The organism is Gudongella sp. QWL-04 (genome assembly GCF_058683975.1).
Map to the genome: position 1 here is coordinate 1,217,684 of NZ_CM178754.1, position 23,711 is coordinate 1,241,394.

At 42.5% G+C, this 23,711-nt stretch carries 18 protein-coding genes; 2 read left to right on the forward strand and 16 right to left on the reverse strand.

The features are described 5' to 3' along the window. From uvrC to uvrB, 9 genes are all read right to left on the reverse strand, one after another. A complete protein-coding gene (gene uvrC, locus AC4PHB_RS06215) occupies window positions 1-1,806 on the reverse strand; it encodes an excinuclease ABC subunit UvrC (RefSeq protein WP_492135587.1) in 1,806 nt (601 codons plus the stop codon). Window positions 1,807-2,108: 302 nt separating this feature from the next. Continuing rightward, on the reverse strand, window positions 2,109-3,884 hold the full coding sequence (locus tag AC4PHB_RS06220; RefSeq protein ID WP_492135588.1) for an aminopeptidase P family protein: 1,776 nt from the start codon (window positions 3,882-3,884) through the stop codon (window positions 2,109-2,111). Continuing rightward, on the reverse strand, window positions 3,874-4,962 hold the full coding sequence (gene eutH / locus AC4PHB_RS06225; RefSeq protein WP_492135589.1) for an ethanolamine utilization protein EutH: 1,089 nt from the start codon (window positions 4,960-4,962) through the stop codon (window positions 3,874-3,876). The genes AC4PHB_RS06220 and eutH overlap by 11 nt, the downstream gene beginning before the upstream one ends. A 274-nt stretch (window positions 4,963-5,236) precedes the next feature. Continuing rightward, window positions 5,237-5,962 carry an amino acid ABC transporter ATP-binding protein gene (locus AC4PHB_RS06230; protein WP_492135590.1) on the reverse strand — a complete coding sequence of 242 codons (726 nt, stop codon included), beginning with the start codon at window positions 5,960-5,962 and terminating at the stop codon, window positions 5,237-5,239. After that, a complete protein-coding gene (locus AC4PHB_RS06235; RefSeq protein WP_492135591.1) occupies window positions 5,946-6,617 on the reverse strand; it encodes an amino acid ABC transporter permease in 672 nt (223 codons plus the stop codon). Before AC4PHB_RS06235 ends, AC4PHB_RS06230 begins: the two co-directional genes overlap by 17 nt. A gap of 66 nt (window positions 6,618-6,683) precedes the next feature. Beyond that, the gene (locus AC4PHB_RS06240; RefSeq protein WP_492135592.1) at window positions 6,684-7,487 is read right to left on the reverse strand and encodes a transporter substrate-binding domain-containing protein; all 804 of its coding nucleotides are present in this window, start codon (window positions 7,485-7,487) and stop codon (window positions 6,684-6,686) included. A 208-nt stretch (window positions 7,488-7,695) separates the two neighbouring features. Beyond that, complete coding sequence (locus tag AC4PHB_RS06245) at window positions 7,696-8,262, reverse strand: SOS response-associated peptidase (RefSeq protein WP_492135593.1); 567 nt, start codon at window positions 8,260-8,262, stop codon at window positions 7,696-7,698. 28 nt (window positions 8,263-8,290) lie between these two features. After that, window positions 8,291-11,122: an excinuclease ABC subunit UvrA gene (gene uvrA / locus AC4PHB_RS06250; protein ID WP_492135594.1), complete on the reverse strand. Its 2,832-nt coding sequence runs from the start codon at window positions 11,120-11,122 to the stop codon at window positions 8,291-8,293. 8 nt (window positions 11,123-11,130) lie between these two features. Next, the gene (uvrB, locus tag AC4PHB_RS06255; protein ID WP_492135595.1) at window positions 11,131-13,098 is read right to left on the reverse strand and encodes an excinuclease ABC subunit UvrB; all 1,968 of its coding nucleotides are present in this window, start codon (window positions 13,096-13,098) and stop codon (window positions 11,131-11,133) included. A 133-nt stretch (window positions 13,099-13,231) separates the two neighbouring features. Between uvrB and AC4PHB_RS06260 the strand changes: the two genes are divergently transcribed. Next, entirely contained in the window at window positions 13,232-14,803 is a 1,572-nt protein-coding gene (locus AC4PHB_RS06260) for a hypothetical protein (protein WP_492135596.1), read from the forward strand. Between the two features lie 27 nt (window positions 14,804-14,830). Here the strand turns inward: AC4PHB_RS06260 and AC4PHB_RS06265 are convergent, their stop codons facing one another. The 4 genes from AC4PHB_RS06265 to ftsE form a co-directional block, all read right to left on the reverse strand. After that, window positions 14,831-16,048 carry a S41 family peptidase gene (locus tag AC4PHB_RS06265; RefSeq protein ID WP_492135597.1) on the reverse strand — a complete coding sequence of 406 codons (1,218 nt, stop codon included), beginning with the start codon at window positions 16,046-16,048 and terminating at the stop codon, window positions 14,831-14,833. A 128-nt stretch (window positions 16,049-16,176) separates the two neighbouring features. Then, window positions 16,177-17,316 carry a murein hydrolase activator EnvC family protein gene (locus AC4PHB_RS06270; protein ID WP_492135598.1) on the reverse strand — a complete coding sequence of 380 codons (1,140 nt, stop codon included), beginning with the start codon at window positions 17,314-17,316 and terminating at the stop codon, window positions 16,177-16,179. Between the two features lie 11 nt (window positions 17,317-17,327). Beyond that, window positions 17,328-18,224, reverse strand: a complete 897-nt coding sequence (ftsX, locus tag AC4PHB_RS06275) for a permease-like cell division protein FtsX (RefSeq protein ID WP_492135599.1) — start codon at window positions 18,222-18,224, stop codon at window positions 17,328-17,330. Then, on the reverse strand, window positions 18,205-18,900 hold the full coding sequence (gene ftsE / locus AC4PHB_RS06280; RefSeq protein WP_492135600.1) for a cell division ATP-binding protein FtsE: 696 nt from the start codon (window positions 18,898-18,900) through the stop codon (window positions 18,205-18,207). The genes ftsX and ftsE overlap by 20 nt, the downstream gene beginning before the upstream one ends. 115 nt (window positions 18,901-19,015) lie before the next feature. Here ftsE and AC4PHB_RS06285 point away from each other — a divergent pair, with 115 nt between their 5' ends. After that, window positions 19,016-19,600, forward strand: a complete 585-nt coding sequence (locus AC4PHB_RS06285; RefSeq protein WP_492135601.1) for a 5-formyltetrahydrofolate cyclo-ligase — start codon at window positions 19,016-19,018, stop codon at window positions 19,598-19,600. Between the two features lie 60 nt (window positions 19,601-19,660). Here the strand turns inward: AC4PHB_RS06285 and AC4PHB_RS06290 are convergent, their stop codons facing one another. The 3 genes from AC4PHB_RS06290 to AC4PHB_RS06300 form a co-directional block, all read right to left on the reverse strand. Next, window positions 19,661-20,803: a pyridoxal-phosphate-dependent aminotransferase family protein gene (locus tag AC4PHB_RS06290; RefSeq protein ID WP_492135602.1), complete on the reverse strand. Its 1,143-nt coding sequence runs from the start codon at window positions 20,801-20,803 to the stop codon at window positions 19,661-19,663. A 155-nt stretch (window positions 20,804-20,958) separates the two neighbouring features. Continuing rightward, complete coding sequence (tkt, locus tag AC4PHB_RS06295) at window positions 20,959-22,932, reverse strand: transketolase (protein WP_492135603.1); 1,974 nt, start codon at window positions 22,930-22,932, stop codon at window positions 20,959-20,961. 18 nt (window positions 22,933-22,950) lie between these two features. After that, window positions 22,951-23,709, reverse strand: coding sequence for a WecB/TagA/CpsF family glycosyltransferase (locus AC4PHB_RS06300; protein ID WP_492135604.1), 759 nt, complete (start codon window positions 23,707-23,709; stop codon window positions 22,951-22,953). Window positions 23,710-23,711: the final 2 nt, after the last annotated feature.

Below are 23,711 nucleotides of genomic sequence, written 5' to 3' on the forward strand. Positions count from 1 at the left end.
CTACTCCTCCTTCATTTGAAAGTGATTCCGAACACTTTCTGCAGCTTTCACATTCATTCCCCTTACTTCACACAGCTCCTGGATAGTTGCTTCCTTGATTTTAGATATGCTTTGAAAATGCCTTAAAAGCTCCATTTTTCTTTTCTCACCTATCCCTGGGATACCATCCAATTCAGATCTGAACATATCCTTGGATCTTAAGCTTCTGTGGTAGCTGATCGCAAAACGATGAGCTTCCTCCTGGATCCTGTAAACCATTTTGAATGCAAGACTATCCTTGTCTAAGGAAATTTCCTTATTATTGTATATCAATCCCCTGGTCTTATGGAATTGATCCTTGACCATTCCGCATACCGGAATCTCGACACCCATTTTCTCTAGAAGGGATTGGACCCTGTTTACCTGACCTTTACCCCCATCTATCATTATTATATCAGGTAGAAGTGTAAACCCATTTTTCTCTCTTTGTTGATCCTCACCATTTTTGTCCGTCAGTCCTCTTAGAAATCTTCTCTCAAGTACCTCAACCATACTCCCATAATCATCAGGAGTACTCAATGATCTTATTCTGAACCTTCTATAGTCGGATTTTTTAGGCTCGCCCTTCTCAAATACGACCATCGATCCAACGGAGCCAACGCCGCTTATATTCGAAATGTCGAAAGCCTCCAGTCTTTCAGGCCTGTCTTCCAGACCCAGGTTTCCCTGAAGCTCCTCCAGGGCTTTTAAATTCTCCCTGTGCTTTCGAAGGAATTTATCTCCATATTTATTTAACATTTCCAGCGCATTCTCTTTAGCCATGCGTATCAGTTGAGACTTATCTCCCTTGGATGGTACCTGGATCGAGACCTTAGAGCCTCTCATGCTGGACAGCCAGCTTTGGATCGAGTCACTGTCTCCAATGGCTTCCTCCAGTAGAAGTTCCTTAGGGATGTATGAGGCTCCCATGTAAAACTGCTTGACGAAGGCTTCCATAATCTCACTTCTATCCTCAAGATATGAATCTTCCATTATATAGTGCTCTCTTCCGACTATCTTTCCATCTCTTATGAAGTAAACCTGGACGACTACCTCCTCGACGCCTCTTGCCATTGCAATAACGTCCTGCTCTACGTTTGACGCAGCATCAACTCTCTGCTTCTCATGCAAAGTCATAAGTGCCTGTATCTGATCCCGAAATGAGGCTGCAGCCTCAAAATTATGTTCCTGAGAAGCCCTTTTCATTTTGTCTTCCAGCATTTTTACCAGATAATCATCCTTAAGAGACAGAAAATCCAGTACCTTATCTATCATCTCACTATATAAAGCTTCATCAACATTTCCCCTGCATGGGCCAAGGCATCTACCTATGTGATAGTTCAAGCAGGGCTTGAATTGTTGACCCTCTTTATCCAGGTTGAGCCGGCAGTTTCTCAAGGGGAATGTCCTGTGAAAGATCTCGATCGCCTCGTTAACAGCCGTGGCACTTGGATAAGGTCCGAAATACTTAGCCCCATCCCTTTCAATCTGCCTTGTTTTCAGGACTCTGGGATACCTTTCCTGGACTGTTACCTTTATATATGGGTATTGCTTGTCATCACGCAAAAGGATATTGTATTTAGGCTTGTTGCTCTTAATAAGGTTGGACTCCAGAACCAGAGCCTCAACCTCATTATTAACAATTATATACTCGAAGTCATGGATATTCCTGACCATGTTGGCGACCTTTGGAGAATGATTGCCAGAGGCCTGAAAATATTGACGCACTCTCTTCTTAAGAGAGATCGCCTTTCCAACGTATATGATCTCTCCAGCTTTGTCCTTCATTAAATATACTCCCGGGAGATCTGGAAGTTGTTTTAGTTGTTCACTGAAATCTGTCACATTATCACCTTTATCTATTGATAGCTAAATTATACCATAAACAGCAATTGATCACAGCTATCCAATAATGAATGGGAACCTGGTACCTTGAGCTTTACATTTGCTTAAAGAAGATCGGAGGTTAGCAGCTTTGGGGACATTTACCGGCCAAGCAGCCGAGAGCGGTCCGTAAAAACTATCTAACCTCCATTTTATGCTAATGAGAGCTTCCTATTAAAAATCTTCTGGTTATGCAGCTTCGTTAACTATATCTCTCTGGTCTTCTCTTTCAACCAGGTCTTTATATCTCCCTCTAAATAAGGGCTAAGTTTTTCATAAACATTTTTATTATAGTTATTCAACCAATCTTTTTCTTTTGGCGACAATAGGTCTACATCTATACACTCAGTATCGATATAGCACCATGAAAGCATATCGAATTTAAGGAACTGACCTGAGTCTGTTTTAATATCCTCTTTTACAACAACCACATTCTCAGTCCTTATCCCATGCTTTCCTTCCTTATATATACCAGGCTCAATCGTAACAACCATCCCTGGCTCTAGGGCGACGCTATTTGGCATAGTCGCTATTCTGTGTGGTCCTTCGTGTACATTTAGCAAATATCCTACTCCATGACCTGTTCCGGACTTATAATCCTCTCCCTCCATCCACAGTGGGTATCTTGCAAGCACGTCCAGTGCATGACCTGAGCTTCCTTGAAGGAACCTTGCTGAAATTAGGTTTATATGACCTTTTAGGACAAGAGTAAAATCTTTTTTCTCTTCAGGAGTAAGATCTCCTAATGCAACTGTCCTTGTGATATCTGTTGTTCCGTTGAGGTATTGACCGCCAGAATCAAGAAGGAAAAGACCATTTCTTTCGAGGACCGCATGATCGTTTTCCGTAGCAGAATAATGCATCATTGCGGCATTTGCACCATACGCAGCAATTGTATCAAAGCTTGGCTCTATAAAACTCTCCATGTCTTTTCTAAACTGGAGAAGCTGGTCTGCTGCATCCACCTCAGTGATTCGTCTTTTGCCGAGATTGTTGTGAAGCCAGTAGAAGAATTTTGTCAAAGCAACCCCGTCTTTTATATAAGCCAATCTCTGGTTTTCTATCTCGGTCTTGTTTTTGACCCCTTTAAGGAGAGTTGTAAGGTTTGGTTTGTCGATTATTGTGCATTCTTCAGGTATTGAGCTGAAAATCCACCTGTTGATCCGTTCTTTGTCCAGAACGATGGACTTATCTTTGCTTATTGAGGCCAAGTGATCAACAACATCCTCATAATGTCTACAATGTACTCCTTGTTTCATTAGGAGGTCTGCTGCTACATCATCCAATTTATCCATATCAAGATACAAAATCGCCTCATCCTCTGAAATTAGGGCATAGGACATTACTACGGGGTTGCACTTCACGTCACCACCTCGGATGTTGTAAAGCCACGCTATATCATCAAGGCTGCCAAGAAGGTAAAAATCTGCTCTGATTCCCTTCATTTCTTCCCTTATTTGAGTCAGTTTACTCAGTGCGGATTCTCCTGTATACTCTTCATCCAGACATATAAGCTTGTTTTTGGAAAGCTCTGGTCTATTCTCCCATATCATTCCTACAAGATCTTCTCCATCATAAACTATAGGCTCTATCTTCTCTAAATCATCAAGTATGGATTCCACAAATCCTTGGGAAACTATCCTGCCATTCATGCCAATAGTTGCACCATCCTTAAGGTTGTCCTGAATCCACTGCTTATAGGTTGGATAGCCGGGTGTGTTCATTTTATAGAGTATAAATCCAGTATCCCTGATCTGGTTCTCAGCTTGAATAAAGTATCTTCCATCAGTCCAAAGAATGGCTTCATCCATTGTCACAACTGCTATCCCTGCTGATCCTGTAAATCCTGTCAGGTATGCTCTTCCTTTGTAATGATCAGCTACATACTCTGATTGATGAGGATCCGAGGTGGGCTCAATATAGGCATCCAGCCCTCTCTCCTTCATTAGGTTCCTCAATGCTTCAAGTTTATTATTTGTCATGATCTCTAACTCCTCCCTTATTTGATTCCTGCTTGATCAATATTCCTGCAACAGCCACGCCAGCAAGTCCTGCAGTGAGTTTCGCTGCGATGAAGGCATTTACCGAGGACGGAGATACAGAAGATACATAACCTAACTGCCCACCGAGAACAAATGACCCGCTAACTGAAAATGCTGCGTTCAACATTTTCCCTTTCCAGTTCATTTCATGATAAACCCCCATCATAGGGAGGCAGCTGGCAAGTGATGAAAATAGTCCAAGTATCGAGTACTCGTCAAGTCCAAACCTTGTTGAAGCCTTCCGGAGCACCCTTGATAACCTTCTCTGAAGAAAGTAAAGCATAGGATAAGCACCTGATAAAACAACTGCAATTGTGAATACAAGCATTACGGCATCTTCCAGAGGAAGCATCCCCTCTACTATCATATAGCCTGTCGAATAGCTGTAGATACTAATAAGAAGGCCAAATGTACTTAAACCTAAAACTAATTTTCCTACGATACCAAAAATTGACACCATCTTATCCTGAAACCTTATTAGACCATATGCTATCAATGCTGAAAACACTATCACCGGAAGTAGATTCATAATTACCTCAACAGCTGAAATTTTCAACATAAAGCCTGCAATCACCATACCGACAGGTACAGTTACTATCCCTGCCAGGATCCCTTTTGCAAAATAGTCGAAGTCCCTTGCAGATATGAGGTTAGTTGCTACAGGAACCGTAAAGGAAATCGTAGCTCCCAGAGTGGATGCAAGTATAACTCCGTTAAATGCTACCATGCTTTCGCTTCTGGCTATCTCCAGACTTGTATTATATGCTCCCAGGTCTGTGGCCAATATGCTGCCGATAAATACTGATGGATCTGTGTGAAGCAGATTTGCCAGCGGCAGGAGTATGGGAGTTGCAGCTGATGCAATTATGGGTGATAGGCTGTAAATCCCTATTATAGTTAGGGCAAGACCTCCCATCGCCTTAAAACCTTCGTCGAACTTGACTCCCAAACCGAATTTGTTGTTAAGCAGCTTGTCGATCCCAGCCAATATAGAAAACGCCAGCATTGCGTAAAGCATCAAATTTCCTCCAGATCTGAAATATTCAAGGATATTATACTATAAGGGTCAAGAAAACGCCAGGGGAAAGGGGAAATCAATGGACAATTGACAACCATGCGATAAAACAAAAATTAACAATAAAAAAGATCCCTCGACTACGCTCGGGATGACAATAAATGAGTTGTCATTCTGAGGCTCGCTGAAGAATCCAAGTTCTTAGGGGCGACCAATGGTCGCCCTTGCAATTACCTACTACCGATTAATAGCTGTTTTTCAGTGCTTATCGCTAAATCTACACCAAAATCTTTTTTAAAAAATCCTGAGTTCTCAGGTTCTTTGGATCATTGAAAAGCTCTTTTGGTGTCCCTTGTTCAAGCATAACACCTTCATCCATGAAAATCACTCTATCACCTACCTCTTTGGCGAAGCCCATCTCATGGGTAACTACTACCATGGTCATTCCCTCACGTGCAAGCTCCTTCATTACCTCCAGTACCTCTCCGACCATTTCAGGATCCAAAGCAGAGGTAGGCTCATCGAACAGCATGACCTCAGGATTCATTGCTAAGGCTCTTATAATAGCAATACGCTGTTTTTGACCTCCTGAGAGCTGGTTAGGATAAGCGTCTGCCTTTTCCTCAAGTCCGATTCTTTTAAGAAGCTTCCACCCGATTTCTTCGGCATCAGCTTTTGACACCCCCTTGACCTGGATCGGAGCGAGGGTGATATTTTCCATAACTGTCTTGTGCGGGAACAAGTTGAATTGCTGAAATACCATACCCATCTTTTCACGCTGCTTGTTAATATCATTGCTTTTATCGGTGATATTTACTCCATCAAGGAGTATCTCTCCGCTTGTTGGCTCTTCAAGCAGGTTCAGGCATCTAAGAAAGGTGCTCTTTCCGGAGCCGCTGGGGCCTATGATCACGACTACCTCGCCATCATTTATGGTTTCACTTATGTCCTTAAGGACATGCAGGCTGCCAAACTTTTTATTTAGGTTAATTGTTTGTATCACCAGCACGCAACCTCCTTTCGAAAACACCCAATAGCTTTGACAGCGAGAAAGTTATAACGAAATAGATCAAAGCCGCATATACCAAAGGTATGAATGGCTTATAGGTTATACCCCTCAGTGTGTCAGCATTGTACATTATATCATGGATCCCCACAACCGATATTATTGCCGATTCCTTTATCAGGACTATAAACTCGTTTCCGAGTGCAGGTAGAATGTTTTTGAAGGCTTGAGGTATAATTATATGTCTCATTGCCATCCCATATGGCATTCCCAAAGATCTGGCTGCCTCCATTTGTCCCTTATCTATTGATTGTATCCCTGCACGGATGATTTCAGCCACATAGGCTGCGCTGTTCAATAGTACTGCTATGGTACCCAATGTCAATCTGCTAAGCTCAAATGGAAGAAACATTGGAAATCCGTAATAGACTATATAGAGCTGGACTAAAAGTGGTGTACCTCTTACTAGTTCGATGTATGAGGTGGAAACTCCCTTCAGTATTTTGTTGTTCGAAAGCTTCATCAGACTTAAAAGAACTCCTACTATAGTTCCAAATATGACTCCAAAGAAGCTTACTCCCAAGGTAACCGTGGTTCCCCTTATAAAATACTTGTAATATTTCATTATAAACTCAATATCAAAGATATCCAAACAAAAGCCTCCTTTTATGCATTAAAAAGGCAAAAGAGAAGCGCTTCTCTTTTGCCGGGGAATATCTTATTCTTCTGCCAGTTCGGTGGCATCTGCTATAAACTGCTCAATTTTGCCTTCGTCTATCAGCTTTTGCAATATTTTGTCTATCTCTGCCAGGAAATCTCCATTTCCCTTGTTGACAGCCACTGCAACACCATCTTCCTGTCCTAGCACTTGCTCTGCAAGGAAAAGGTCGCTGTTTTGCTTAACATAGGCTTTGGCTACAGGCTCAACCAGGATAACTCCGTCGACCTTACTATTCTTCAACTCCAGTATAAGATCAGTGATTTTACTAAGTCCAATATACTCAGCTGAAGTGAACTGCTCCATAGCAATGTTTTCCTGAATGGTTGATTTCTGCGCACCTATCTTCTTGCCTGCAAAGTCCTCCGGAGTTTTAAGTGTATCAGCATCTGCTGCCTTAACTACGAATCTTTGCTGTGCCTGGTAGTAGGGTATTGAAAAATCTACAGATTCCTTACGCTCTTCAGTGGCTACCATACCTGCTATGATGAAATCAATGTCATCGGTAACCAGTGCAGGTAAAAGTCCCTCAAACTTCATATCCACGATCTCCAGTTCCACACCGATCTCTTCTGCGATAGCTTTTGCTATCTCAATGTCGAAGCCTACTATTTGATCCTGACCGTTTATTTCCTTATGAAATTCATAAGGTGGGTAATCTGCTGCTGTTCCAAGTACAATCTTGCCAGAAGCCTTTATTTCTTCGAGCTTGGATTTTTCAGCCGGGGTGCTGCCGCCGCTGCAACCTGCCAGTGCCAGTACCATCATTGTCGACGCCATTATTAATGCTATTTTCTTATACATTTTTATTCCTCCTATTATTTAAGTTTCTTGGCTATAATAGTGAGGAACTCCTGTGACCTTTGGAAGTCTTGTCCACAGCTACTGAACCAAACTTCCGTTGGCTCTTGATCAGATATTTTTCTATCAAGATTAAGACCTCCTTCAGTAAAATTTAATCTGTTAATCATTATATTCCGGGAGTTAAACAATTGCAATACTTTTTTTGATTTTATTCGATAACTAAATGAAGCGTTGAAGGAATAATTATTTTTTTCAGATTTTCAACATCAATTTGATTGGGATCAAGCCATTTTTCTTCGTCCTCTGGTGAAACGATGACAGGCATCCTGTCATGTATCTTTGCCATTTTCGGGTTGGCATCTGTGGTCAGGATAGTATAGGCCCTGAACTTTTTCCCTTCCTTATCAATGAAGTCTTCAAACAATCCAGCCATTGAAAAAATAGAAACATCTTCCACGCTGATCTTTCTTTTTATTTTCTTACCGTCCTTTTCTTCCCATTCAAAGAATGCTGTCGCAGGAACCAGACACCTTCCGCTCAGAAAGGACCTCCTGAAGGTCGGTTTTTCATGGACTGTCTCTCCACGTGCATTGATCAGCGGCCTTTTCGCATAATGAGGCGTAAACCCCCACTTGGCCATTTGGATCCTACGTCCGCCCTCCTCAGTAATAATGGGTTGAAAATCAGTTGGAAATATCTCACTTTTACCTGATACTTCTCTTTCAGCTATTATAGCCTTGTACCTCTCGATCAATAAATCAATATCAGCATCCAAGGCATACCTTCCGCACACTTCTGTTCACCTATCCTTTCTTTAGAGCCTCCATCAGGAATCTGCCCGTATAGGAGTCCTGAAAAGCAGCTACCTCCTCAGGCGTACCGGTTATGACTACTTGTCCTCCCCTGTCTCCACCCTCTGGACCCAGGTCGATAACATAGTCCGCTGTCTTGATAACATCAAGGTTATGTTCAATCACGATCACGGTATTGTCACCTTCCACAAGCTGATTTAGGACAGTTATAAGCTTATGGATATCAGCTGTGTGAAGGCCTGTTGTCGGTTCATCAAGTATATATACAGTCCTTCCTGTTGCCTTTTTGGAGAGCTCTGTTGCAAGCTTGACTCTTTGTGCCTCTCCTCCCGACAACTCGGTTGATGGCTGTCCGATCTTGATATATCCAAGCCCAACGTCATAAAGAGTCTGGAGTTTCCTTTTTAATCTTGGGAGGTTTTGAAAAAACTCAAGTCCTTCCTCAACTGTCATTTCAAGAACGTCGGATATTGTCTTCCCCTTATATTTTACCTGCAGGGTTTCCCGATTATATCGTTTGCCCTTACAGACCTCGCAAGGTACGTACACATCCGGAAGGAAGTGCATCTCAACCTTCAGTATCCCATCTCCTTTACAAGCTTCGCATCTTCCGCCCTTGACGTTAAAGCTGAATCGGCCTTTGTTGTACCCCCTCATTTTAGCTTCATTGGTCATAGCGAATACATCCCGGATCAAATCGAATAAGCCGGTATAGGTTGCAGGATTCGATCTGGGAGTTCTTCCTATTGGGTTTTGGTCGATCTCAATCACCTTATCGAGATACTCAAGACCTAATATCCTGTCGTGAACGCCGGGCCTTACTCTAGCTCCATTTAAGCTGTGGGCAAGTGATTTATAAAGTATTTGATTTATAAGAGAACTTTTGCCGGAGCCTGACACTCCAGTGACACAAGTCATGACACCTATGGGGATTTTTACGTCTATATTCTTAAGATTATTTTCCGCTGCACCCTTTACCTCGATCCATTTCCCGTTCACTGCTTTTCTTTTCTCAGGCACCGGGATCTTTAGCTTCCCGGAAAGATAGCTGCCGGTTATGGAGTTTGGATTTTTCTTGATATCTTCAACTGTTCCCTGTGCAACTATATATCCCCCGTGGATACCTGCTCCGGGTCCGATATCTACGATCTGATCTGCTGCATACATAGTATCCTCGTCATGTTCGACTACTATAAGGGTATTGCCGATATCAGTTAAGTTTCTCAAGGTTTTTAGAAGCATGGAATTATCTCTCTGGTGCAGGCCTATGCTAGGCTCATCGAGTACGTAGACAACGCCCACAAGACTTGAGCCTATCTGAGTGGCTAACCTAATCCTCTGACTTTCACCACCTGACAGTGATCCTGCTGCCCTCGCCAGAGTAAGGTAATCAAGGCCAACATCCATAAGGAATTGAAGTCTTTCCTTTATTTCCTTCAGGACCTGTTCAGCTATGTGCTTTTCCTTGTCTGAGAGCTTCAACCCGCCAAAAAACTCAAGTGATTTTGAAACTGGAAGCTCCGTGGTTTCAGTAATGTTAAGCCCATTGATCCTGATTGCCAATACCTCATCCTTAAGTCTTTTGCCTTTGCATGCTGGGCATGGATTTTCAGCCATATACTCCTCTATCTTGCTTCTCATATAGTCAGAATGAGTCTCCAAATACCTTCTCTGCAGATTATTCATAACCCCCTCGAATGTACCTGTGTATTCACGTCTTCCCTCATCATCGAAGTGGCTTAGGAAGGTGAATTTTATGTTTCTTTTAGTGCCATAAAGAAGCTCCTCTATGAACTTTTGAGGTGCTTCTGAAAGTGGTTTGTCCAGATCATATCCATTATCCTCAGCAAGAGTTTTGAATATCTGGTAATAGTAGGTATCCTCTGCTGAGTTGCTGAAGGGCGCAACTCCCCCTGCATTTACGCTTAGGTTAAGGTTAGGTAGTACCAGATCTTTATCGATCTCCTTATGAAAACCTAATCCATTGCAGGTTGGACACATGCCGAAGGGACTGTTGAATGAAAACATTCTTGGCGATATTTCCTCTATTGAGACCCCGCAGTCAGGGCATGAGAGCTTTTGACTGAAGGTCAGCATTTCTCCATCTATAACGTCCACCATGACCAGTCCCTCACCCAGACTCATTGCAGTTTCCAGTGAGTCAGAGAGCCTGCCCTCTATTCCCTCTCTGACTATCAGTCGATCGACCACTACCTCGATATTGTGTTTTTTGTTTTTATCCAGCTTAATATCTGAATCTATCTCCTTAAGCTCTCCATCCACGAAGAGCCTCATGAATCCATCCTTTCTTATTTGCTCAAGCAGCTTGGCGTGTTCCCCCTTCTTGCCTCTTATGACCGGCGCAAGGACTTGTATCCTCGTCCTCTCAGGTAAGGTCATCACCTTGTCGACCATTTGATCCACTGTCTGGCTGGTTATCTCCTTGCCGCAGATATGACAATAGGGTATCCCGATCCTGGCGTAAAGAAGACGCAGAAAATCGTAGATCTCTGTTACAGTACCAACTGTAGATCTAGGATTTCTCGAGGTCGTCTTTTGATCGATCGAGATGGATGGTGACAGACCTTCGATATATTCAACGTCCGGCTTATCCATTTGTCCTAGGAACTGTCTTGCATAGCTTGAAAGAGATTCCACATATCTTCTCTGCCCCTCAGCATAGATCGTATCAAATGCAAGTGAGGACTTGCCCGATCCGCTAAGTCCTGTAAATACTATAAATTTCTCTCTTGGAAGCTCCAGGTTAATATTCTTGAGATTGTGGACCTTCGCTCCCCTTATTACAATTTTATCCTTCGTCATTTTACACCTCAGTCTTTGTTGTTCTTTCTGAGCTCTATGATCTTGTCTCTTATATCTGCAGCTTTTTCAAATTCTAGTGCTTCAGCAGCCTTAAGCATTGCAGCTTCCAAACCAGAAATAATAGCTTCTATCTCTTCCCTTCCAAGATTACCTTCATATTCTGGCTGATCCTCTGCAACCAAGGTTGCTTCGATGATTTTCCTCACTCCCTTAACTATTGATCTGGGAGTTATACTGTTCTCAATATTATACTCGTGCTGTATCTGTCGTCTACGATTAGTCTCAGATATAGCTCTTTCCATGGAGCCTGTTATTTTATCCCCATACATTATAACTCTTCCCTGAATGTTTCTGGCAGCTCTTCCTATGGTTTGTATAAGGGAGGTCTCACTTCTCAGGAATCCCTCTTTATCAGCATCCAGAATCGCTATAAGGGATACCTCTGGAAGGTCCAAGCCTTCCCTTAAAAGATTTATCCCAACAAGTACGTCATATTTTCCAAGTCTCAGATCCCTTATTATCTCCATTCTTTCTATAGTGTCTATGTCTGAATGAAGGTAGGTGACCTTTACTCCAACCTCCTTTAAATAATCTGTCAGGTCCTCAGCCATTCTCTTGGTCAGGGTAGTGACGAGAATCCTTTCCTCCCTGGCCACAACCAGTCTTATCTCATTTAGTAGATCATCGATTTGATTAGTCGTGGGTCTAACCTCAACGACAGGATCCAGAAGACCTGTTGGACGAATTATTTGCTCTACCATGTTCTGAGCTCTTTCAAGCTCATATGGACCGGGAGTAGCTGATACGTATATTACTTGCTTTACCAGTTTTTCAAACTCGTCAAACTTTAAAGGTCTGTTGTCAAGAGCTGATGGAAGCCTGAAGCCATATTCAACAAGAGTTGTTTTTCTGGATTTATCACCTTCGTACATCCCCCTAATCTGGGGTATGGAGACGTGGGACTCGTCTATTATAACTAGAAAATCCTCCGGGAAGTAATCAATTAGTGTATATGGTCTGCTTCCTGCCTGTCGATCGCTAAGATGTCTTGAGTAGTTTTCGATCCCAGAGCAAAACCCCATCTCTCTAAGCATCTCCAGGTCATATCTGGTTCTCTGTTCCAATCTTTGTGCTTCAACCAGTTTGTCTCTATCCCTCAGGTCTCTTAATCTTTCCTCCAGCTCCTGCTCAATCGAGATCAAAGCTCTTTGAACCTTTTCGTCGGTTGTGGCAAAATGGGAAGCTGGAAATATTGAGACGTGAGTCCTATAACCAAGGACCTCACCTGTAAGATAGTTTACCTCTGATATCCTTTCGATCTCGTCTCCAAAGAATTCCACACGGATCGTATTTTCAGCTGAGGAAGCAGGGAATATTTCCAAAGTATCTCCCCTTACCCTGAAGGTACCTCGTACAAAGTTTATATCATTCCTCATGTATTGTATATCAACAAGTCTTCTCATGACTTCATCCCTGTCTCTTTGCATACCGGGTCTGAGAGAAACTACCAGATTTTCATAGTCTATAGGATCTCCCAGTCCATAGATGCAGGATACTGAGGCGACTATTATGACATCTCTTCTTTCAAACAACGCCATGGTGGCTGAATGTCTTAGCTTGTCTATCTCGTCATTTATGGATGAATCCTTTTCAATATACGTGTCTGTCTGAGGAACATAGGCTTCAGGCTGATAATAGTCATAATAGCTAACAAAATATTCGACGGCGCTGTTTGGAAAGTACTCTCTGAACTCACTGGCAAGCTGGTAAGCCAGGGTTTTATTGTGAGCAATCACAAGGGTAGGTCGCTGTACGCGCTCTATGATGTTTGCCATGGTAAATGTCTTCCCTGAACCCGTTACCCCCATAAGGACCTGGTCTCTCAATCCCTTTTTAAGACCGTCCACCAGGGCATTTACTGCCTCAGGCTGGTCTCCAGTGGGTTTATAGGCAGCCTCTATTTTAAAATGATCCATGTTATCTCCCTCTCTCCTTGAACACATGTTCTATTATTATAGTATACCAACCAATTTCAAAAATCCACAGAAATTATAAACTTGTGGAATCCCTGCGCTTAAGGTAAAATTATTGGAGGAGGCGATAACTGCGATGAAGCGCAATACTCTGGCAATACTTATTTTGGCTTTTGCCGTCCTTGTTACCGGCTGCTCCAAAATCAAGAATTCAGTAGATCGATCACCTGATGATCAGGAGCCGGTATCCCTGGATTATGAAATAGAACAGGTAGTCCTTACAAAAGGATATCAAAATACTGAACCTAAGGTCGAGCTTATACAAAAGAACAATGAAACCAGGCTGGTAGTATATCCTGGTCTTTTAAAGAGTGCAGGTGTACAGGTTGAGGAAATCACTATGGATGGCGGTAAGATATCTATTATATTAGTGAATCAGGATAATCCTAACTCTGAATTGGTTATACCCCAAATTACTGTCCACCTTACAGATATCGATACATCCCGAGCCGCAGGAGCTGCTTTTTCAATAGTTAATAAAAATTACATGCCAATAAAGGTTAGCTATGGAATAGTCGACATACTCAATAAACTTAAGGCTGACATGAAGATCAGCAGTTCAACAAGCCCTAAGGTCAGGCTTTTTGAGGATGGCGATAAGCTGTTATGGGAAATCGTGTACGAGAATATATTCGATAGAGACAGCAAAGAGGTACCGCTTATTAATCTCAAGGCTGTGGTGGACTCAGGGTCAGGTCAGCTGGTAATGTCCAGTAAAAGTCTCATATCATCACTTGTTGATGAAGGCAGGGTACTCAGTTTTGATCGGGATCATGGAATGATCTATGTGAATGATCTTTCTGGTAAAAGCGGCAGCTTTACTGGAGGTCTCTGGCTATATGATATCAACCAGGGAAAGAAGAGCTTCCTGTATGGTACCAACCACAGTATCGAATCGGCAGAATTCAGCGATAATGGATACAATATATCATTTATTGAGAATGATGGTACTCACTCAATGCTTTATATATTACAGCTTGAGGATATGAAGGTCATAAAGGTTGCCTTGCCAGGTGATTTTACCCCTAATAAGGCAGTTTGGGGAGAAGGTGATATGGTTTATATATCAGAGACACCAGCTTCCGGCAGGACCAGGATCCTGAAATATGACGTCTCCAATAATAACCTTGATGCATCATATACTTTTGAGATGCCAATAATCAACCTTACTTTGAGCAATGATACCATCGCAGTGGCTGAGAGGGATGGTGAGAACACCAACAGGAGACTTCACATCTCCTATGATGGCAGCTCCTTCCAGCTGATAGGAATGGGATGGCACTTGATTACAGTTGGGGAGGATAGGATCGGATATCTGGAACACGATGAAAAAAGCAACTCCAATGCATTGGTTATATATGACGCTAAAGAGGGCGAAGAAACGTATAGAATCCAGCGCAACTTTGCTGCAATAAGATATGTTGGGGATAACAAGCTGTTATTGATCGAGAGGATCAATGGAGGAAATGATTTCAGTCTTTCACTTCTTGATATCGAAGATGGTACTGAAGCTCCATTGGGGCGGTCCCAAAGTGAAAAGGTTTATCTGAATCTGGATTCAAGGACCTTATTCGTTGATATGGTGATTCCATTTAAGTCTGAGATGTCAGATATAATCTATGCTATAAAATTGGAGAACTTGAAATAAAAAGCACCCAAATGGGTGCTTTTAGTCTTACATGATCTTCCGCAATTCTTCTATAGCTCTTTGAAGCTGATTGTCTTGTTCAAGATAATCAATTCCTATTCCCTCTGCTTCTTCGTTCAGCTCCTCAGTAATATCAGGTTCTATACCGATTCCATGTATGTTTTTATCTGCAGGTGTGAAATATTCAGAAACTGTAAGCTTTATTCCCGATCCATCTGGCAGATCTCTGAGTCTTTGGACGACTCCCTTTCCAAAGGTCGTCGTTCCGACCAATATACCTCTGTCGTTATCCTGGATCGCTCCTGCAAGTATCTCAGAAGCACTTGCACTACCTCCGTTGACAAGTATAACTAAGGGCAGATCAGTAAGCTTATCATCTGAATAAATATAGTCCTTCTTTCCGCCTTTGTCCTCAGTATAAACAATAGTGGCTTTACCCAAAAGCTCATCAGCTATATCTGTACTGACGTTCATAAGACCTCCTGGATTATTTCTGAGGTCGATAATAATACCCTTTATTCCCTGCATTTTAAGTCTGCTAAGGTGATTAAGGAAATCACTTGCTGTCGGTACGTCAAAAGAGGTCAGTCTGATATATCCAATATCTCCTTCAAGCAGTTCCGACTTAACGCTTATCAGCTTTATTATCTCTCTTGTTATAGTTACATCAAAGGTTTCGCTTTCTCCATTATTACTTCTAAATATAGTTATTGTTACTTCTGTATTGGGCTCTCCTCTCATTTTGCTTACCGCCTCATCCATGTTCTCAGCAAAATAATCAACACCCTCCACCCTTATTATCTTGTCCCCGGTCTTTATACCGGCTCGCTCACCCGGAGTATCCTCTATTGGGGAAACGACTGTTATAAGATTGTCGTCTCCGGGGGTAACGATTATACCTATGCCTCCATACTCGCCCTCTGTTTCCATGTTGAACTCTTCATACTCGCTTTTAGACATATATACTGAATAGGGATCTTCCAAAGCTGCCACCATTCCTCTGATCTGTCCCTCGCGCAGCGCTTCATCATCGACTTCTCTAAGGTAAAGCTCGTCTATAACCTTCCTAACGGTAACCAGCTTCTCATTGTCCTGCTGAAGCTTCTTTAATACCTCATAATCAGTCTTTGATACCATTATCCTGCTACCTAACTGAAGAGTTGTGAAGCTTCCCAGTCCAAAAGCAATTGCATTTGTCACTATTAGCAATATCAAAAATACTACTATCATTTTTCTCTTAGTCATTTTTACACCCCGGCTCTATACAATTTTCGGTCTCTCGGTTATTATAACATTTATTTCAACTGCAATCATCAAAAAAGAGGAGATCGCTCTCCTCTTTATCATTTTCAAGAATAGTTCCAAAGCTCAAATCATAAGCTTCCATTCAACCAGGGCAAAGGATCCACGTAGGCTCCTTCCTTACGTACTTCAAAGTGGAGATGCGGACCTGTTGAATTGCCAGTACTTCCAGCTTTAGACACTGTATCTCCTCTTTTTACGCTCTGGCCTTCAGAAACAACTAACGCAGAATTATGAGCATAAAGTGTTACTATCCCACCGCCATGGTCGAGCATTATTACCTTCCCATAACCGCCAAGCCAGTCGCTGTAGATCACTGTACCTGCGGCTGCTGCAGTTATAGCAGTACCAGTTGGTGCAGGTATATCTATACCGGTGTGAAGTTTTTTGACCTTAAAAATCGGGTGGATCCTATATCCATAGGGAGAGCTAATCCGCGAATGTCCAGGTACAGGCCATGCCATTTTGCCTCCTGAATAAGGTCCGGTATTCTTTTGAAGCTTAACTATCTGGGATTCTATCTCCTTGGCAAAATCATTTAGTTTATCGTATTCCTTTTCGAATGCCTTGATGTCGAGAGCAATATCAGCCATCAATAGTTCTTTGTCCCTGCTGGCTCTTTCGAGGCTTCTTTTCCTATCCTCGAGCTTTGCCTTGGTTGTTTCCACAGATGCTCTCTGTGCCTCCAGTTCAACCTTCTTGTCCTCTATTATATCTCTCTGTTCCTTCATGTACCTAATCAAATCTTTGTCATAATCTGCAATAGACTGTATCATCTCCTGTCTGGAGAGGAAGTCTTTAATATTGGCTGATGAGAGAAGCACCTCCAAATAACCTGCATTACCATTCTTGTACATTACTCTTAGTCTTTGATTGAAGGTTTCTGTACGCTCCTCAATATTGATCTCTGCTTCTTTAAGAATTTCCATGGTGCTTTCTATCTCTGAGTTAAGTATCTGAAGCTCATTTTCAACACTTGTCAGCTCAGACACAGCACTGGAAACCCTTAAATCAAGCTCCTTGATTTGATTGTCAAGGTTCTTGGTTTCCTTTTGCATTGCTGCGATTTCTTTTTTAGTCTCCTCGATCTCCTGCTGGATCTTCTCCTGCTTCTTCTTAAGCTCCTCTACGGTTTCTCCATTGGCCTGCATGACTGATGTAAAAACTAAAGCAATTGCTATTATGAGTGTAAGTAGTCTTTTCTTGTTCACGCACAACCCTCCTAAACGTTCAAATATCGTTTTAGAGACAGGAGACTACCAAGAGCTCCGATCCCTGAGCCTATTGTGCCAAATATTATAGCAATATCGGCAAATATCATTTTAGGGTCTACTAAATAGAAGGTGAATAAATTGTACAGCTTTTCGTTCATTGATTTATACAGGTATTCGTATCCAAAATAAACCACCGCAATTGAAAGCAATGCTCCAAGAAGTCCGAAAAGCACTCCTTCAATGATGAATGGGCCTCTGATGTAGTCGTTTGTTGCTCCTACATACTTCATTATATTGATTTCTCTTCTTCTGGAAGCCACGGTTATCTTTATTGTGTTGGATATTATGAAAACCGATACAAACACCAATATGCCGATGATAACGATCCCGCCTATGCGGATGTATCCGGCAAAAACAAGTAGTTTATCTATTACATCTTTATAATATTTTACTTCTTCAACGCCGTCAAGTGTTTTGACTGCATTTACTAAATTTTCAGCTAACTCTATATCATTCACCTTGATAATATACGAGTCGGGCAGAGGATTCTCTTCCAAGCCTTCCAGAAGATATGCTTCTTCAGCCCATTCTTCCTTCATTATTTCCAGAGCCTGTTCCTTCGACCTGAACATTATGGAAAGAACTCCTGGGTAATCCATGACCTCAGCTTCAATGGCATCCAGGGCACCGGAACCAAGGTCATCCTCCAGGAACACCTCTATTTCATCAAACTTCAGCTTAGTATCCAGTACGACATTATTAATGCTTAATATAAGTATCAGAACTACGCCCAGTATCATGAGCACGGCAGAGATACTAGTCACAGAAGCAAGTCCCATCCCACGGTTACGCCACATGCTCTGAAATCCCTGCCTTACAATGTTCTTAAATAGTCGGAATTTCATTGCTATAACCACCCTTCTGTTCATCTCTTATGAGTCTTCCATCCTCAAGAGCTACTACTCTTTTCTTCATAAGGTTTACGATGTCCCTTGCATGAGTAGCCATAACGATTGTAGTTCCCCTATTGTTGATATCCGTCAAGACCTTCATTATTTCCCATGCAGTTTCAGGGTCAAGGTTTCCTGTGGGTTCATCTGCTATAAGAACAGGAGGGTTGTTGATTATTGCCCTTGCAATTGAAACTCTCTGCTGTTCTCCCCCTGAAAGCTGGTCAGGAAAGCTGTTTGCTTTTTTACTGAGATCGACCATGCTGAGTATTAGCGGCACTCTTCTTCTTATATCTCTTGGTCTGGCACCTACTATCTCCATTGCAAATGCAACGTTTTCATAAACGGTTTTGTTGGGAAGCAATCTGAAATCCTGAAATACCACACCCACCTGTCTTCGGATGTAGGGTATTCTTCGGTTCGGTACTCTTGTAATATCCATGCCGTTAAGATATAGCTTGCCTCTTGATATTCCCTCTTCCTTCAAGAGGATTTTTATGAGAGTAGACTTGCCTGCCCCGCTGGAGCCTACCAAAAATACAAACTCACCCTTATTGATCTCAACATTTATATCATAAAGCGCGGTGACGCCATTTTTGTATTCCTTTGATATATTTACAAACTTGATCAATTTTTCACCTCAGTTTCCACAAATAGGTACATTTCAATTTTTTCTTTGCATTTCGCCAATAATATATTATTATATATGAAAACGGGGCATAAATAAACCACTTGAGGTGATTAATATGAATAAAAAAGAAGTCCGGAGAGCCGTGCTTAAGGAAAGAGCAAAGCTTAGCCCTGAATTGTATGAGGCATACAGCGAAAGAATAATGGAGCTAGTTGCATCTACGACCTATTATAAGAATGCAAAGACTATCATGTGCTTCGTAAGCTTTGGAAGCGAGATGGACACATCGATGATTATTAACAAGGCTCTGGCGGATGGTAAGAGACTCGTAGTCCCTATAGCTGTCCATGAAACCAAGGAGCTTATACCTTCTCTCATAACCTCCATGGATGAGCTCGAACCAGGATATTTTAATATCCTTACCCCAAAGGCGGAGTTTGTTAGGCCTATAGAGCCTGACGAAATAGACGTAATTCTTGTACCGGGAGTGGCCTTTGACCACCATGGATACAGAGTTGGTTATGGCGGTGGATTTTACGACAGATTCCTTACCAGGACAAGAAAGGACGCTAAAAGAATTGCTATTGGTTTCAGTCTTCAAATCCTCGACCAGGTCCCAAGAGAAAGCTTCGACCTTCCTGTTGAGATGATAATATCCGAGAAGGGCCTGCTGCCCTGTGATGAAGGCTTTTATGATTGATTTTAAATAACAAAGAATGCAGTCCGGCCGGACTGCATTCTTTGTTATTTCTATTAATTGTTATTTCAAAAGCTCCTTCTGAAGTGTTGCTACTCCCTTGCCAAGAACGTCGATCCCCATTCTGTAAAGGGTTCTCTCGATGGCTGAAATAGCTCCCACCAGATCGTGCATATCTACATTTCCCATATGACCTATCCTGAACATCTTTCCAGCATAGGCTGCAAGTCCGCCTGCAACCTGAGCGCCTTCCTCAGCCAGAATAGTTCTGAACTTCATATCGTCTACGCCTTCAGGATAAAGTACGTTTGAGAGAGTAACCGCTCTGTGGTCCTTATCTGCAAGAATCCCGAAGCCCATAGCTTCAAGAGCTGACTGCATGGCTCTTCCAACCTTTATGTGTCTGTCATATCTTGCTTCTATTCCCTCTTCTTTAATAAGTCTTACCGATTCCTTAAGTGCCCATATCAAGTTGACCGCAGGAGTTGCATAGTATTTTGAAGTATCATGCATTATCGGCAGCCATTTTTCGAAGTCTATATAGTACTCAGGAATTGTGCCAATTTCTTTTCTCCTGGCCAGAGCCTTTTGACTTGCCCAAACCATTTCAAGTCCAGGTGCAACTCCAAAAGCCTTTTGAGATCCCGTAAGAAGTACGTCTATGTTCATTTCATCGACGTATTCCCTTTCACCTGCTGTAGCACATACTCCGTCTACAATGTAAATAGTTTCTGGGAATTTCTTCATCATCTCACCGACTTGAGCAACTGGAGCACACACTCCTGTAGAAGTATCAACATGAGTTACAGTAAGAGCCTGATACTTCTTCTCAGAAAGCTTCTTCTCAATTTCCTCAACTGGTATAATCTTGCCCCATTCGGCTTTAATTATATCTACAACTATTCCCTTTCTCTCAGCAAGCTCTACGAATCTGTCACCAAAGAAGCCATGTGATATGATAAGCAGATTATCTCCTGACTTCAGAGTATTGGAGATTGCCATCTCCATCGCCATGGTTCCTGTTCCAGCCACGACGAATACCTCTCCGGTGGATTTCCAAAGCTCCTTAAGGTCGACAAGCAGCTCTTTAAAATCCTTTACGAAGCCTGGATCTCCAAAGGCGACTGTTTCTCTTCCCATTTGATCCTGGATAGACCTTACAACAGGTGTTGGACCAGGTATCATTACTAAACGACGGTTTTTCATAGTTAAAACCTCCTGTTTATTTAATATTATTAATTCTTATTTTACCATGGTAAAATAACTTATGCAATCGTTTTTTTCAAACCTTTGAGCAGCATATGATTTACCAAGCTTTGAAAAATACAAAAAGGGATCTGCTGCCAGATCCCATGATGTGTCTATTTTAAAAGCTTCCTGGACTCGTTTACAACATTATCAACTGTAAATCCAAATTTCTCAAAAAGCTGTTCACCAGGGGCAGAGCCTCCGAAGGTATCCAGTGAGATTATTGCTCCATCTATTCCAGTATACTTATGCCATCCCATAGATGTAGCTGCCTCAATTGCAATTCTTGCCCTAACATTATTTGGAAGGACATCATTTCTGTAGGCCTCCGGCTGCTGGTCAAACAACTCCCAAGAAGGCATACTTACGACTCTTGTGCCTATTCCTTCCTTTTCAAGCTCGTCGGAAGCCCTCACAGCCAGTTCAGTTTCGGACCCAGTTGCCATCAATATGAGCCTAAGCTCTCCTTTTTCTTTCTTCAGAACATAGCCACCCTTAAGTGCATCCTTTCCTGTTCCTTCCAGAAGAGGTAGATTTTGTCTTGTCAAAACCAAGCCGACAGGTGTGTTCTTTGTCGTCATAGCCAGATACCAGCCAGCAGCTGTTTCCCTGGCATCAGCAGGTCTAAATGCGATAAAGTTTGGCTGAGCCCTGAAAACAGCCATTTGCTCGATTGGCTGATGTGTTGGTCCGTCCTCTCCAACGCCGATACTGTCGTGGGTCAGAACATAGGTCACTGGAATCTCCATTAGTGAGGACAACCTCATTGCAGGCTTCATATAGTCCGTAAATATGAAGAAGGTACCACCGTATGGTTTTACACCTCCATGTAGTGCAAGCCCATTTAGTATTGCACCCATTGCATGCTCCCTAACTCCAAAGTGGATATTTGAGCCTGAGTAATGCTCTTTCGAGAATGCAGATCTACTCTTCATATTAGTCTTATTTGAAGGCGCAAGATCCGCTGAGCCTCCAAACAAGCTGGGTAGTCTTTCTGCAAGTCTGTTTATTAATATACCAGAAGCTTCTCTGGTTGATATTCCCTTATCAAAGCTCCAAAATTCATCAGATTCAAGATAATCATCCGGAACTTCACCAGCAAGCCATATATCCAGTTCCCTAGCCTTGTCTGGGTACTTTTCTGAATAGCTGTGAAGGAGGTCGTTCCAAGCCTTCTCCTTGTTCATTCCTTTATCGATCAGCGCATCCATATGCTCTCTGACCTCATCTGGCACCTTGAAAGGCTCAAGCTCCCAGCCCAGATTCTTTCGCAATACTTCAAGGTTATGAGATCCAAGCGGTTCACCATGGGCAGAAGCTGAATCCTGTTTTTCAGTCCCATACCCGATATTAGTTCTAACCTCTATCAAGGAGGGCTTCCCGGTTTCCATCCTGGCTTCTTTTATAGCCATTTCAATGGCTTCTATATTTGTACCGTCTCCAACATAATGAGTGTCCCAGCCAAGTGCTGAATAACGATCTCTTACCTTTTCAGTAAAAGCAAGATCTGTGCTTCCCTCGATCGAAATTGAGTTAGAATCGTATAATACAATAAGCTTCCCTAGGCCAAGCGTTCCTGCCAATGAGGATGCTTCGTTGCTTATACCTTCCATAAGATCCCCATCTCCAGCTATAACATAGGTATAATGGTCGATCACCTTGATATCTTCAGTATTGAAGACTGCAGCCATGTGAGCTTCAGCCATAGCCATCCCGACAGCAGTTGAAATGCCCTGTCCAAGAGGCCCTGTCGTCGCCTCGACTCCCTTTGTATGACCATATTCTGGATGTCCAGGAGTCTTGCTTTCAAGTTGCCTGAAGTTTTTAAGGTCATCTACTTCCAATCCATAGCCGAATAAATGCAGCATCGAATATAGTAGCATCGAGCCGTGTCCTGCCGAAAGTACAAATCTGTCACGGTTGAACCATGACGGATTCTTGCCATTGTGATCCATTACCCTGGACCATAATGTATAGGCCATTGGTGCAGCCCCCAGGGGCATACCCGGGTGGCCTGATTTTGCTTTTTCTACCGCCTCTGCCGATAGCATCCTTATGGTGTCTATACTGCGCTGATCAATATTCATTAAATCGTCCTCCTCTTACTAAAGCTTTTTTATTGAATCTCTCTCGAGTATCACCCTAATTAAAAATAAAGGCAGCACTATCTGCCGTTTTATCCTGGATGGGTCAGAGATGAGTCTATATAGCCATTCTAAACCCAGCCTTATAAAAATCTCAGGAGCTCTTTTTGCCCTTCCGGCAAGAATATCTATTACTCCTCCATTTCCTATGGCAACCTTTACCCTCAGCTTGTCCATATGAGAGTTGATCCATATCTCCTGTCTGGGGAACCCAAAACCGACGAAGATAATGTCAGCTTTGGAATTGCGAATCATATCTAGTACTCGCTCTTCCTCTATACCAGGGCTGTTTGTGTGAGTGCCTTTAAAATAACCATGGTGATGACCTGCTATCCTTATCCCCGGGTAATCGCGCTTGATATTCAGAGCAGCTTCCTCTGCTACTCCCTCTCTTCCCCCCAGAAGGAAAAGGCCGTACCCATTGTCATTAGCTATTCTTAGCAGCTCCATAGATGTATCATACCCTGTGACTCTTTCTTTTATCTCCAAACCTCTCAATCTAGCACCGTGAAGAAGACCTATTCCATCCGGGATAACGTAGGTACCTTTGTTTACTTCATCCTTGAGCCTGGTGCTTTTCCTTGCAGCCATTACTATCTCAGTGTTTGGAGTAAAGATCTTGACCTTATTGCCCCTTTGCAGATCCTCCTCCAGAACAGCTGCCATCTCTGCAAGTGTAGTATCAAGGATCTCGACACCCATTATTTCAAGCCTTCTCATCC